The organism is Microbacterium sp. AB (genome assembly GCF_032878875.1).
Lineage (GTDB): Bacteria > Actinomycetota > Actinomycetes > Actinomycetales > Microbacteriaceae > Microbacterium > Microbacterium betulae.
Genome location: NZ_CP118157.1, coordinates 518,571 through 531,900, shown reverse-complemented (window position 1 = coordinate 531,900; position 13,330 = coordinate 518,571). Strand labels below are relative to the sequence as shown.

Here is a 13,330-nt window from a genome sequence, read left to right as displayed (position 1 = left end):
CGCGAGAGAGCCGCGCCCGGCCCCGGCGTTGACGGATAATAACTTTTGCTATAGAACTAATTAACGCTCAGGCGAGCGTCGCATCCCCGACGAAGGAGTCCCATGTCCCCCGATGCCCGCACCGTCCAGCTCCGCGCGGCGGGGGTCGCGCTCGTGCTCGACGTCCCCGCCGCCGGCGCGCCGCGCGTGATCCACTGGGGCGCGGATCCGGGGCCGCTGTCGGACGCCGACGTCGACGCCCTGCGGCTCACGGGGCTGCCGGGCATCGGATCGGGCATGCCCGACAGCGGGATGCCCCTCACGCTCCTCCCCGCGCACGCCGAAGGCTGGCTCTGGACGCCCGGCATCGCGGGGCACCGCGACGGCACCGCGTTCTCCCCCGTGTTCACGGGGACGACCGCACGGCTCGAGCCCGTCGGGGACGACCCGCTCATCGCCCAGCGCGTGCGCATCGCCTCGGCCGACGAGGAGAACGGCCTCCGTCTCGCACTGCACGTCGAGATGACGCGCTCGGGCCTCGTGCGCACACGCGCCGAGCTGACGAACACGGGCGAGGGGGTCTACGACCTCGCCTCCCTCGACATCGCGCTGCCCGTCCCGGGACGCGCGACCGAGCTCTTGGACATGGCCGGGCGTCAGCTGCGAGAGCGGGAGCTCCAGCGGTCGCCGTTCACGATCGGCTCGCACCTGCGCGAGTCGCGCAGGTCGTCGGGTCACGAGGCGAGCGTCATCCTCGCGGCGGGCACGCCGGGATTCGGATGGCGACATGGCGAGGTCTGGGCCGTGCACCCGGCGTGGTCGGGCAACACGCGCGCCCTCGCGGAGCGCAACAACATGGGCATGTCGACCCTCGGCGGCGGCGAGCTCCTCCTCCCCGGCGAGGTGCGGCTCGCCCAGGACGAGACATACGTCTCCCCCTGGCTCTATGCGTCGACGGGCGTCGGCCTCGACGCCATGTCCGCGCGCTTCCACGACTTCCTCCGCGCACGACCCCGGCACCCGGGGTCGGCGCGTCCGGTGACGCTCAACGTCTGGGAGGCGGTCTACTTCGACCACGACCTCGACCGGCTGCTCGAGATCGCCGACCGCGCCGCCGAGATCGGCGTCGAGCGCTACGTGCTCGACGACGGATGGTTCCGGCATCGCCGGGACGACACCGCGGGGCTCGGAGACTGGTACGTCGACGAGGGCGTCTGGCCCGACGGGCTGCACCCGCTGACGGATGCCGTCACCGCGCGCGGCATGCAGTTCGGGCTCTGGTTCGAGCCGGAGATGGTCAACGAGGACTCCGACCTCGCCCGCGCGCATCCCGAGTGGATCATGGGCACGGGGCCGCGCCTGCCGCATCCGCAGCGACACCAGCAGGTCCTCAACCTCACCGTCCCGGAGGCCTACGCCCACATCCGCGACCGGATCCTCGCCCTCCTCGACGAGTACCCGATCTCCTACATCAAGTGGGATCACAACCGCGCCCTCACCGAGCCCGGGGACCGCACGACGGGGCGACCCATCGCACACGAGCAGGTGGAGGCGCTCTACCGGCTGCTGGACGAGATCCGCGCGGCGCACCCGGGCCTGGAGATCGAGTCGTGCGCGTCGGGCGGCGGCCGCATCGATCTGGGCATCATGGCCCGCACCGACCGTGTCTGGGGCTCGGACTGCATCGATCCGCTGGAGCGCCAGCAGATCGAGGCGGGCACCGCGCTCCTGCTTCCGCCCGAGATGGTCGGATCTCATGTCGCGAGCCCCGTCAGCCACACGACGGGGCGCGCGCACTCCCTCGGCTTCCGCGCCGGCACGGCCTTCTTCTCCCACATGGGCGTCGAGTGGGACGTGACGAAGGCGAGCGACGCCGACCGTGCCGCGCTCGCGGAATGGATCGCCCTGCACAAGCGGCACCGCGCGCTGCTGCACACCGGCCGCGTCGTGCACGCCGACGAGATCGGCGACGGCCTGTGGACGCACGGCGTCGTCGCACAGGACGGGGAGGAGGCGATCTTCGCCGTCGCGGCGGTGCGGACGGGCCCGTCCTGGCCGACGGCGCGCGTGACGCTGCCCGGCCTCGACGCCGGTCGTCGCTATCGGCTGACGTCGCTCGCACCCGCGGACGCATCCGACCGCCGCACAGCGCACACGGCGCCCGCCTGGTGGCCGGGCCCGGTGGAGCTCCCGGGAGCCGTCCTCGGGCAGATCGGCGTCCAGGTGCCCGCCCTCAACCCGGAGCAGCTCGTGCTCCTCCATCTGACGGCCGTCTGAGCCGCACCCTCATCCCTGTCGCGAAGAAGCGAGGAACGATGACATCTCTCACCACGGCGCACAAGCCCCCTGCGGGGAGGAGACCGCGCGGCGATACGCGCATCGCCGCCGTCTTCCTCCTCCCCGCCGCGGTCGGACTCGTCGCGTTCTACCTCTCTCCCGCGCTGCGCGGACTCTACTTCTCGTTCACCGAGTACGCCGTGCTCACGCCGCCGGAGTGGGTGGGCGGGGCGAACTACGTGCGGATGGCCGAGGACCCGCTGTTCTGGAACGCGCTCTGGGTCACCGCGATCTACGTCGTCCTCAACATCGGCGTCCAGACAGTGATCGCGATCCTCATCGCGGTGCTGCTGCATCGGCTCACCACGTCCACGGTCATCCGGGGCATCGCGCTGCTGCCGTACTTCGTCGCGAACGTCATCGTCGCGCTCGTGTGGTACTTCATGCTCGACTACCAGATCGGCATCGTCAACGTCGCGCTCGACGCGATCGGGCTCGACCGGATGGCCTTCTTCGGCGAGTCGGCCCTGGCCCTGCCGACGATCGCGTTCATCAACGTGTGGCGCCACATGGGGTACACGGCCCTGCTCATCTTCGCCGGCCTGCAGACGATCAATCCCGCGCTCTACGAGGCGGCCCGCGTCGACGGCGCCTCCGAGATCCGGCAGTTCTTCTCGATCACCCTGCCGCAGCTGCGCCCCGTGCTCGTCATGGTGCTCGTCGTCACGGTCACGGGGTCGTTCCAGGTGTTCGACACGGTCGCCGTGACGACGGGCGGCGGCCCCGTCAACGCCACGCGGGTGCTCAACATGTACATCTACGACCTCGCGTTCGGCCAGCTCGACTTCGGCTACGCCTCGGCGCTCGCCATCGCCCTCTTCGTCCTGTTGTTCGCCATCGCCTTCGTGCAGCTGCGCCTCATGCGCGCCGACGAGCACGACGAGAACTGAGGTGACCATGTCGCACACCGCATCCGAGACGCGTCTCATCGTGACGGGGAAGACGTCCCATCGCCGCCGCCGCATCGGCCTCGGGCGCGTCGTCGCGTGGGCCTGCCTCGTCGTGATCCTGCTCGTCACGCTCGTGCCGTTCTACTGGATGCTGCGCACCGCGCTCTCCTCGAACGGCGCGCTCTCCGCCGAGCCGGGAAACCTCCTGCCCGCGGACTTCACGTTCGACGCCTTCCGGCGCGTCCTCGGGCTCACGACCCTGGAGGAGAACCTCGCGCAGGGCGGCGCGGGCTCGGCGATCGACTTCTGGGTGTACCTGCGCAACTCCGTCGTCACGTCGACGATCATCACGGTCGGGCAGGTGACGTTCTCCGCGATGGCCGCGTACGCCTTCGCGCGCCTGCGGTGGCGAGGCCGCGACGCGGTGTTCGCCGTCTTCCTCTCCGCCCTCATGGTGCCCGGCATCTTCACCGCCATCCCGAACTTCGTCCTCGTCAAAGAGCTCGGGCTCCTCAACACGTATGCGGGGATCGTCCTGCCGACCGTCCTCATGACGCCGTTCGCGATCTTCTTCCTCCGCCAGTTCTTCCTCGGCATCCCGCGGGAGACCGAGGAGGCGGCGCTCATCGACGGCGCGGGGAGGGTGCGCTGCTTCCTGCGGGTGATCGTCCCCATGAGCGCGGCGCCGATCACGACCCTCGCCGTCCTGACCTACATCACGGCGTGGAACGAGTACCTGTGGCCCCTGCTCGTCGGCCAGAGCGAGGACGTGCGGGTGCTGACCGTCGCACTCGGCATCTTCCGGTCGCAGACGCCGCAGGGCACGCCGGACTGGTCGGGGCTCATGGCGGCGACGCTCATCGCGGCCCTCCCGATCGTCCTGCTCTTCGCCGTGCTCGGGCGGCGGATCGTGAACTCCATCGGCTTCAGCGGGATCAAGTGAGGTGACCAGGATGACGAAACACACGCGACGCACCGTCCGGCGATGGGCGGCGATCGGCTCCGCCGCCGCGCTGGGGCTGACGGGCTGCGCCTCGTCGGGAGACATCGCCGCCGACGGCTCGACGGTCATCACGTACTGGATGTGGGACTCGAACCAGATGCCGGGCTACCGGCAGTGCGCGGACGACTTCCAGGAGCGGAACCCCGGCATCGAGATCCGGATCGAGCAGTACGGATGGGACGACTACTGGACCCAGCTGACCGCGACGATGGTCGCCGAGTCGGCGCCGGACGTGTTCGTCGACCACACGTCGCAGTTCGGCAAGTTCGCCTCGCTCGGCCAGATCCTCGACCTCTCCGGATATCTGGACGAGTCGGACCTCGACCTCGGCCAGTACCAGGAGGGGCTCGTCGAGCTCTGGGCGGGTCCCGACGGGGAGTCGCAGTACGGGCTCCCGAAGGACTGGGACACGGAGGCGATCTTCTACAACGCCGAGATGGTCGAGGCCGCCGGGTACTCGCCCGAGGACCTGTGGGAGCTCGAGTGGAATCCGGAGGACGGAGGGACGTTCGAGGACTTCCTGGCCGCCATGACGATCGACGAGAACGGCGTGCGCGGCGACGAGGAGGGGTTCGATCCGCGCGATGTCGCGACGTACGGTCTCGGCTACAACGAGGCGGGCGGCGGTTACGGGCAGGTGCAGTGGTCGCCGTTCGCCCTCAGCAACGGGTGGGACTACTCCGACGAGAACCCCTGGGGCACGAGCTTCCGATACGACGAGGAGGAGTTCCTCGAGGCCGTCTCGTGGTGGCGCTCGCTCATCGAGAAGGGCTACATGCCGCCCCTCGCCCAGGCGACGTCGGGCGTCGGCACGCAGGAGTCGCTCGGCGCCGGCGCCTACGCCACGGTGATCGAGGGCTCCTGGAACGCGCTGGCGTTCTCAGAGCTCGGCGGGGTGGACGCCCAGGTCGCCCCGACGCCCATCGGCCCGGAAGGGCAGCGCGCCTCCGTCTTCAACGGGCTCTCCGACGCCGTCTGGTCGGGCACGCCGCATCCCGACGAGGCCTGGCTGTGGGTGGAGTACCTCGCGAGCACCGAATGCCAGGACGTGATGGCCGAGACGGGCAGGATCTTCCCCGCGATCACGACATCGTCCGACCGCGCGCTCGAGACGTTCGACGGGCTCGGCATCGACGCGCGCGCGTTCTCGGTCCACGTCGAGGACGGGACGACGGCGCTCACGCCCGTGACCGACCAGTGGGCGCAGCTGCAGACGATCATGACGCCGGCGATGGACGCGGTGATGGCGTTCGACGCGGAGCCCGAGTCGCTGCGCGACGCGAACGCGCGCGTCAACCGCCTCTTCGATGAGTAGCGCGGAGAACAGCGGGATGCTGATGATCGTCGGGGTGTCCGCATCGGCACCATCGGCACCAGAACTCCCGCTGCCCGCGATGGCCGGGATCAGCGGATGGCGAGCACCGCGTCGACGAGCGCGTCGGCGACCTCGCGCTTCGTGCCCGCGACGGAGGCGACGACCTCGTCGCGCGCGTCGATGATCGTCAGCGCGTTGTCGACCTGCTCGAAGCCCGTCGACCATCCGACCTCGTTGACGGCGAGCAGGTCGACGCCCTTGCGCCGGCGCTTGCGGACGCCGCGCTCGGCAAGGCTCTCGCCCGCTTCCGGGGTCTCGGCGGCGAAGCCCACGACCATCTGCCCCTCCGCCCGGCGCTCCACGAGACCCGCGAGGATGTCCTCGTTCTCGACCAGGGTGATCGCCGGGGGGACGCCGTTCGACGTCTCCTTCGTGAGCTTGCGATCGGACGCCTCGGCCACCCGGTAGTCCGCGACGGCGGCCGCCATGACGATCACGTCCGCCGCGGGCGCGAGCCCCCGCAACGTCTCGGAGAGCTCTGCCGCGGTGTCGGCGCGATGGACGCCGATGCGCGGGTGCGCCGCGGCCAGGGCGAGCGTCGCCTCGTCGGCATGGGCCACGACGAGCGTCACCTCCGCGCCGCGATCGGCGGCCGCGACGGCGACGGCCACTCCCTGCTTGCCGCTCGACCGGTTGCCGATGTAGCGGACCGGGTCGATCGGCTCTCGTGTCCCGCCGGCGGAGACGACGAAGCGCAGCCCTCGGGCGTCGCACCGCGCCGCGAGCACCCGCCCGACCTCCGCGTGGATGAGCTCGGGCTCGGTCATCCGCCCCGGGCCGCTGTCGTCGCCCGTGAGCTGTCCGCTGTCGGGGCCGATCACGCGCACGCCACGCGTGAGCAGCGTCCGGACGTTGGCCTGCGTCGCCGCGTGCCGCCACATCTCCGTGTGCATGGCGGGGGCGACGACGACGGGGGCGGCCGTCGCGAGCAGGGTGGTCCCGAGCAGGTCGTCCGCGAGTCCCGCGGCCATCGTGGCGATCGTGTTGGCGGTCGCGGGGGCCACGACGACGAGGTCGGCCTCCTGACCCAGAGCGACGTGCCGCACCCTCGCCACGTCGTCGTGCACCGACGTCGTGACGGGGTGGCGGCTGATCGCCTCCCAGGTCGGCGCGCCGACGAAGCGGAGCGCGTCCGCCGTCGGGACCACGTGCACCTCGTGGCCGTCCTTCACGAGCAGGCGGACGAGCTGCACGACCTTGTACGCGGCGATCCCGCCGGTCACCCCCACCACGATGTTCATCGTCTGCGATTCTTCCATCTACGGCGGGGCCGGGGCGACGATCGAGCGCAATAGGCTGAGACGGATCACCATGTGCACCGTCATCGTCCGCGTCCCCGAGACGCCCGCAGACCCCGTCCGCCTTCTCGCCGTCCGCGACGAGGACCCGGCACGGCCTTGGAACCGCCTCGGCGCGTGGTGGCCGGAGCTGCCCGGCGTCATCGGCGTACAGGACCGCCTCGCGGGAGGGGCATGGCTCGCCGCGGTCGGCGGCCGCCTGTCGGTCCTGCTCAACCGCGAGGGCCTTCCCGACCTCCCGGAGGCCGAGCTCGCCTCCCGCGGGGGCATCGTGCTCGACTCCGTCACGGGCGTCCCGCCGTCGAGCCGCCCGCGGACGCGGGGCTTCAACCTCCTGGAAGTGGACGGCGCCGACGCCGCCGTCGTGTCATGGGACGGATCCGCGCTCCGGCGGCACGCCCTGCTGCCGGGAACGCACATGATCGCCCACGACGACGCCGACGATGACGGGACGCCGCGCATCGCGGCGTGGCGCGACGCCTTCGCGCAGGCGCCCACGACGGGCGACGACGACGTCTGGTGGCACCCGTGGCTGCGCGTCCTCGAGGAGACCAGCGCACTCCCCCCGACGGACGATCGTGCCATCGTCCGCGACAACCGTCCGCACGGCGTGGGGACGCTGTCGCTCCTCGCATGCGTCGCATCGGTAGGGCCCACGGCCGCGGATGTCCGCTACGCGGAACTCCGGCAGGCGGGGGTCTGGAACCCGCTGACATTCCGGTGACGGAGGTGCGGTGTGTGGGTGGTCGTGGTGGGGTGCAGAAAAGGGCCGCCCGGCGTTGGGCGGCCCTTTTCTCACGTGAAGTCCGGCGGTGTCCTACTCTCCCACAAGGTCTCCCTTGCAGTACCATCGGCGCTGAGAGGCTTAGCTTCCGGGTTCGGAATGTGACCGGGCGTTTCCCTCTCGCTATGACCACCGAAACACTCTGCGATGCTTCGGAACATCAAGCTTCTCTATGAAACTATACGGGTGCCCATACATCGGGAACCACAAAGTGGACGCGAACACGCACTCTCGAAAAAACGACGATGAGTCATGTTGTTTTCAAGTCGTCGGCTTATTAGTACCAGTCAGCTCCACACGTTGCCGTGCTTCCACATCTGGCCTATCAACCCAGTAGTCTGCTGGGAGCCTCACACCCTCAAAGGGGCAGGGAAGTCTCATCTTGAGGCCGGCTTCCCGCTTAGATGCTTTCAGCGGTTATCCATCCCGAACGTAGCCAACCAGCCATGCACCTGGCGGTACAACTGGCACACCAGAGGTTCGTCCAACCCGGTCCTCTCGTACTAGGGTCAGATCCTCTCAAACTTCCAACGCGCGCAGCGGATAGGGACCGAACTGTCTCACGACGTTCTAAACCCAGCTCGCGTACCGCTTTAATGGGCGAACAGCCCAACCCTTGGGACCTACTCCAGCCCCAGGATGCGACGAGCCGACATCGAGGTGCCAAACCATGCCGTCGATATGGACTCTTGGGCAAGATCAGCCTGTTATCCCCGAGGTACCTTTTATCCGTTGAGCGACAGCGCTTCCACAAGCCACTGCCGGATCACTAGTCCCGACTTTCGTCCCTGCTCGACCTGTCAGTCTCACAGTCAAGCTCCCTTGTGCACTTACACTCGCCACCTGATTGCCAACCAGGTTGAGGGAACCTTTGGGCGCCTCCGTTACTCTTTAGGAGGCAACCGCCCCAGTTAAACTACCCACCAGGCACTGTCCCTGAACCGGATCACGGTCCGAAGTTAGATATCCAGAATGACCAGAGTGGTATTTCAACAACGACTCCACAACCACTGGCGTGGCCGCTTCACAGTCTCCCACCTATCCTACACAAGCCACACCGAACACCAATACCAAGCTATAGTAAAGGTCACGGGGTCTTTCCGTCCTGCTGCGCGTAACGAGCATCTTTACTCGTAATGCAATTTCGCCGAGTTCGTGGTTGAGACAGCTGGGAAGTCGTTACGCCATTCGTGCAGGTCGGAACTTACCCGACAAGGAATTTCGCTACCTTAGGATGGTTATAGTTACCACCGCCGTTTACCGGGGCTTAAATTCTCAGCTTCGCCCCAAAGGGCTAACCGGTCCTCTTAACCTTCCGGCACCGGGCAGGCGTCAGTCCGTATACATCGTCTTGCGACTTCGCACGGACCTGTGTTTTTAATAAACAGTCGCTACCCACTGGTCTCTGCGGCCACCACACCCTTTCCCAGGAAAACTGGTATAAGCGGGTGGCCCCCCTTCTCCCGAAGTTACGGGGGCATTTTGCCGAGTTCCTTAACCACGATTATCTCGATCTCCTTAGTATTCTCTACCTGACCACCTGAGTCGGTTTGGGGTACGGGCAGCTCGAACCTCGCGTCGATGCTTTTCTTGGCAGCAGAGGATCACCCACTTTTCATCCCCATCACATCTCACCCTGTAAGACTCCCGGATTTACCTAGAAGTCGGGCTACATGCTTGGACCAGGACAACCATCGCCTGGCTTGGGCTACCTTCCTGCGTCACACCTGTTAACACGCTAACCGCACCAGCATGGGGTCACGCGCTCCCCACCACGATGAGTCCCGAAGGACCCGGTGTGATGGCTCGGGCGCTTAGCACCACTGGATCAGCTTGGGCGGTTCTTCGCCGGTACGGGAATATCAACCCGTTGTCCATCGACTACGCCTGTCGGCCTCGCCTTAGGTCCCGACTTACCCAGGGAAGATTAGCTTGACCCTGGAACCCTTGGTCTTCCGGAGGACGTGTTTCTCACACGTCATTCGCTACTCATGCCTGCATTCTCACTCGTGTGCCGTCCACGGCTGGATCACTCCGCCGCTTCACCCCGCACACGACGCTCTCCTACCCATCCACACAACTGGACCCGCCCCCCGAAAGGAACAGGCCGGTCAAAAATATGAATGCCACAACTTCGGTGGCGTGCTTGAGCCCCGTTACATTGTCGGCGCGGAATCACTTGACCAGTGAGCTATTACGCACTCTTTCAAGGGTGGCTGCTTCTAAGCCAACCTCCTGGTTGTCACAGCAACTCCACATCCTTTCCCACTTAGCACGCGCTTAGGGACCTTAGATGGTGGTCTGGGTTGTTTCCCTCTCGACGATGAAGCTTATCCCCCACCGTCTCACTGCTGCGCTCTCACTTACCGGCATTCGGAGTTTGGCTGACGTCAGTAACCTTGTCGGGCCCATCGGCCATCCAGTAGCTCTACCTCCAGCAAGAAACACGCAACGCTGCACCTAAATGCATTTCGGAGAGAACCAGCTATCACGAAGTTTGATTGGCCTTTCACCCCTATCCACAGCTCATCCCCTCAGTTTTCAACCTAAGTGGGTTCGGCCCTCCACGACGTCTTACCGACGCTTCAGCCTGGCCATGGATAGATCACTTCGCTTCGGGTCTAGGACACGCGACTCCAAACGCCCTGTTCAGACTCGCTTTCGCTACGGCTCCCCCACACGGGTTAACCTCGCCACGTATCACTAACTCGCAGGCTCATTCTTCAAAAGGCACGCCGTCACCCCAACAAGGAGGCTCCGACGGGTTGTAAGCAAACGGTTTCAGGTACTCTTTCACTCCCCTCCCGGGGTACTTTTCACCTTTCCCTCACGGTACTAGTCCGCTATCGGTCATCTGGGAGTATTTAGGCTTACCAGGTGGTCCTGGCAGATTCACACGGGATTTCACGGGCCCCGTGCTACTTGGGATACCACTCATGGAAGAACACGCATGTCGGCTACGGGGCTACCACCCACTCCGGCCGGCCATTCAAAGCCGTTCGCCTATACGCTTCTATACCATCGAGACCACGGCAGCAGTCTCAAAACGGTCCCACAACCCCGAACGTGCAACACCTGCCGGCTATCACACACGCCCGGTTTAGCCTCCTCCGCTTTCGCTCGCCACTACTCACGGAATCACAATTGTTTTCTCTTCCTGCGGGTACTGAGATGTTTCACTTCCCCGCGTTCCCTCTACCCGCCCTATATATTCAGACAGGAGTCACCAGGACGACTCACACCGCCTGGCGGGGTTTCCCCATTCGGACACCCTCGGATCACAGCCCGCTTATCGGCTCCCCAAGGCTTATCGCAGATTGCTACGTCCTTCTTCGGCTCCAGATGCCAAGGCATCCACCGTTTGCTCTTAAAGACTTGACAAAACATGAGCCACACACCCCACCACACCCCCAAAAGGGCACAGCAAAAATGTGTGTTCGCATTCTTTCTAAAAGATGCTCGCGTCCACTGTGTAGTTCTCAAAGTACGGGCGGAACCCCACCCACCCCGGCACACACCGGTTCAGACGAGGCCCAACGAAGACCAACCACCCCCCACAACAGGGGACGCCTGAGCCCTCAGGACCCAACAACGTGCACACGCCCCACCCGAACCAGACCCCCCGTTCCCACCACACCGAAGCATGACGTACTGAGAAGACCTAGCCGACTGAGGCGCCTTGTCAAATGTTCCACCCATGAGCGACCAGCACCACACATCCGGTGATGACCTGGCCCCCTGCACACCCCCACCCCCACACACGTGAGAACAGAGATGCCCAGATGCTCCTTAGAAAGGAGGTGATCCAGCCGCACCTTCCGGTACGGCTACCTTGTTACGACTTAGTCCTAATTACCGATCCCACCTTCGACAGCTCCCTCCCAAAAGGGTTAGGCCACCGGCTTCAGGTGTTACCGACTTTCATGACTTGACGGGCGGTGTGTACAAGACCCGGGAACGTATTCACCGCAGCGTTGCTGATCTGCGATTACTAGCGACTCCGACTTCACGTAGTCGAGTTGCAGACTACGATCCGAACTGGGACCGGCTTTTTGGGATTCGCTCCACCTCACGGTATCGCAGCCCATTGTACCGGCCATTGTAGCATGCGTGAAGCCCAAGACATAAGGGGCATGATGATTTGACGTCATCCCCACCTTCCTCCGAGTTGACCCCGGCAGTATCCCATGAGTTCCCACCATAACGTGCTGGCAACATAGAACGAGGGTTGCGCTCGTTGCGGGACTTAACCCAACATCTCACGACACGAGCTGACGACAACCATGCACCACCTGTACACCGACCAAAAAGGGGCGACTGTTTCCAGCCGTTACCGGTGTATGTCAAGCCTTGGTAAGGTTCTTCGCGTTGCATCGAATTAATCCGCATGCTCCGCCGCTTGTGCGGGTCCCCGTCAATTCCTTTGAGTTTTAGCCTTGCGGCCGTACTCCCCAGGCGGGGAACTTAATGCGTTAGCTGCGTCACGGAGACCGTGGAAAGGCCCCCACAACTAGTTCCCAACGTTTACGGGGTGGACTACCAGGGTATCTAAGCCTGTTTGCTCCCCACCCTTTCGCTCCTCAGCGTCAGTCACGGCCCAGAGATCTGCCTTCGCCATCGGTGTTCCTCCTGATATCTGCGCATTCCACCGCTACACCAGGAATTCCAATCTCCCCTACCGCACTCTAGTCTGCCCGTACCCACTGCAGACCCGAGGTTGAGCCTCGGGATTTCACAGCAGACGCGACAAACCGCCTACGAGCTCTTTACGCCCAATAATTCCGGATAACGCTTGCGCCCTACGTATTACCGCGGCTGCTGGCACGTAGTTAGCCGGCGCTTTTTCTGCACCTACCGTCACCCCGAAGGGCTTCTTCGATACTAAAAGAGGTTTACAACCCGAAGGCCGTCGTCCCCCACGCGGCGTTGCTGCATCAGGCTTCCGCCCATTGTGCAATATTCCCCACTGCTGCCTCCCGTAGGAGTCTGGGCCGTGTCTCAGTCCCAGTGTGGCCGGTCACCCTCTCAGGCCGGCTACCCGTCGACGCCTTGGTAGGCCACTACCCCACCAACAAGCTGATAGGCCGCGAGCCCATCCCCAACCGAAAAAACTTTCCCACCACAGACCATGCGGCCATGATGCATATCCAGTATTAGCAACCGTTTCCGGCTGTTATCCCAGAGTCAGGGGCAGGTTACTCACGTGTTACTCACCCGTTCGCCACTCATCCACCCCGCAAGCGGGGCTTCAGCGTTCGACTTGCATGTGTTAAGCACGCCGCCAGCGTTCATCCTGAGCCAGGATCAAACTCTCCAAAAAAACCAAAACCCACCCCAGCCCAAAGACCAGGACAAGCGAGCTTGAAACTGACCAAAAAAAGAAACCACCAAAAAGATGATCCCCCATTGATCCAAAGGAATTCTCACCCCGGAAAAAACCGAGACGAGGATAAAATTTGGCACTTGACAAGTGCACGCTGTTGAGTTCTCAAAGATCAGACACACCCAGCCCCCGACCACACAGCCGAGCCCTCCGGGGCACCCACACCCCCCACCCGACGATCCGAAACGAACCACCAGGAAGAGACCATGTTCTCCGCCGCCATCCTGGGGAAGGGAGCCTACCGGCTCGACCACACCACTTGGCGGCGACAAGGGACAACA

The 13,330-nt window shown here is 64.8% G+C and carries 6 protein-coding genes and 3 rRNA genes; 5 read left to right on the top strand and 4 right to left on the bottom strand.

The features are described from left to right. Positions 1 to 102: 102 nt before the first annotated feature. Genes N8K70_RS02380 through N8K70_RS02365 form a run of 4 tightly spaced genes read left to right on the top strand, consistent with a single transcriptional unit; the run spans position 103 to position 5,524 of the window. Positions 103 to 2,256 (top strand): alpha-galactosidase, encoded by a 2,154-nt coding sequence (locus N8K70_RS02380; protein WP_317140017.1) that lies wholly within the window; start codon positions 103 to 105, stop codon positions 2,254 to 2,256. A 38-nt stretch (positions 2,257 to 2,294) separates the two neighbouring features. Then, the gene (locus N8K70_RS02375) at positions 2,295 to 3,206 is read left to right on the top strand and encodes a carbohydrate ABC transporter permease (protein WP_317140016.1); all 912 of its coding nucleotides are present in this window, start codon (positions 2,295 to 2,297) and stop codon (positions 3,204 to 3,206) included. A gap of 7 nt (positions 3,207 to 3,213) precedes the next feature. After that, entirely contained in the window at positions 3,214 to 4,149 is a 936-nt protein-coding gene (locus tag N8K70_RS02370; RefSeq protein ID WP_317140015.1) for a carbohydrate ABC transporter permease, read from the top strand. A gap of 10 nt (positions 4,150 to 4,159) precedes the next feature. After that, complete coding sequence (locus tag N8K70_RS02365) at positions 4,160 to 5,524, top strand: ABC transporter substrate-binding protein (protein ID WP_317140014.1); 1,365 nt, start codon at positions 4,160 to 4,162, stop codon at positions 5,522 to 5,524. Positions 5,525 to 5,613: 89 nt separating this feature from the next. Here N8K70_RS02365 and coaBC read toward each other — a convergent pair whose 3' ends face one another. Next, a complete protein-coding gene (gene coaBC, locus N8K70_RS02360; protein WP_317140013.1) occupies positions 5,614 to 6,825 on the bottom strand; it encodes a bifunctional phosphopantothenoylcysteine decarboxylase/phosphopantothenate--cysteine ligase CoaBC in 1,212 nt (403 codons plus the stop codon). A 70-nt stretch (positions 6,826 to 6,895) separates the two neighbouring features. Between coaBC and N8K70_RS02355 the strand changes: the two genes are divergently transcribed. Next, positions 6,896 to 7,606, top strand: a complete 711-nt coding sequence (locus tag N8K70_RS02355; RefSeq protein ID WP_317140012.1) for an NRDE family protein — start codon at positions 6,896 to 6,898, stop codon at positions 7,604 to 7,606. Positions 7,607 to 7,686: 80 nt separating this feature from the next. Here N8K70_RS02355 and rrf read toward each other — a convergent pair. The 3 genes from rrf to N8K70_RS02340 all read right to left on the bottom strand — a co-directional run bounded on the left by rrf (position 7,687) and on the right by N8K70_RS02340 (position 12,986). After that, a 5S ribosomal RNA gene (gene rrf / locus N8K70_RS02350) occupies positions 7,687 to 7,803 on the bottom strand. 120 nt (positions 7,804 to 7,923) lie between these two features. After that, positions 7,924 to 11,047 (bottom strand): 23S ribosomal RNA (locus N8K70_RS02345). A 412-nt stretch (positions 11,048 to 11,459) separates the two neighbouring features. Then, positions 11,460 to 12,986 (bottom strand): 16S ribosomal RNA (locus N8K70_RS02340). The 16S, 23S and 5S rRNA genes sit together here, the layout of an rRNA operon. Positions 12,987 to 13,330 lie beyond the last annotated feature (344 nt).

Coding starts and splice junctions, on each gene's coding strand:
- coaBC (WP_317140013.1), bottom strand. CDS start 6,825: ATGAACATCGTGGTGGGGGTGACCGGCGGGATCGCCGCGTACAAGGTC.
- N8K70_RS02380 (WP_317140017.1), top strand. CDS start 103: ATGTCCCCCGATGCCCGCACCGTCCAGCTCCGCGCGGCGGGGGTCGCG.
- N8K70_RS02375 (WP_317140016.1), top strand. CDS start 2,295: ATGACATCTCTCACCACGGCGCACAAGCCCCCTGCGGGGAGGAGACCG.
- N8K70_RS02365 (WP_317140014.1), top strand. CDS start 4,160: ATGACGAAACACACGCGACGCACCGTCCGGCGATGGGCGGCGATCGGC.
- N8K70_RS02355 (WP_317140012.1), top strand. CDS start 6,896: ATGTGCACCGTCATCGTCCGCGTCCCCGAGACGCCCGCAGACCCCGTC.
- N8K70_RS02370 (WP_317140015.1), top strand. CDS start 3,214: ATGTCGCACACCGCATCCGAGACGCGTCTCATCGTGACGGGGAAGACG.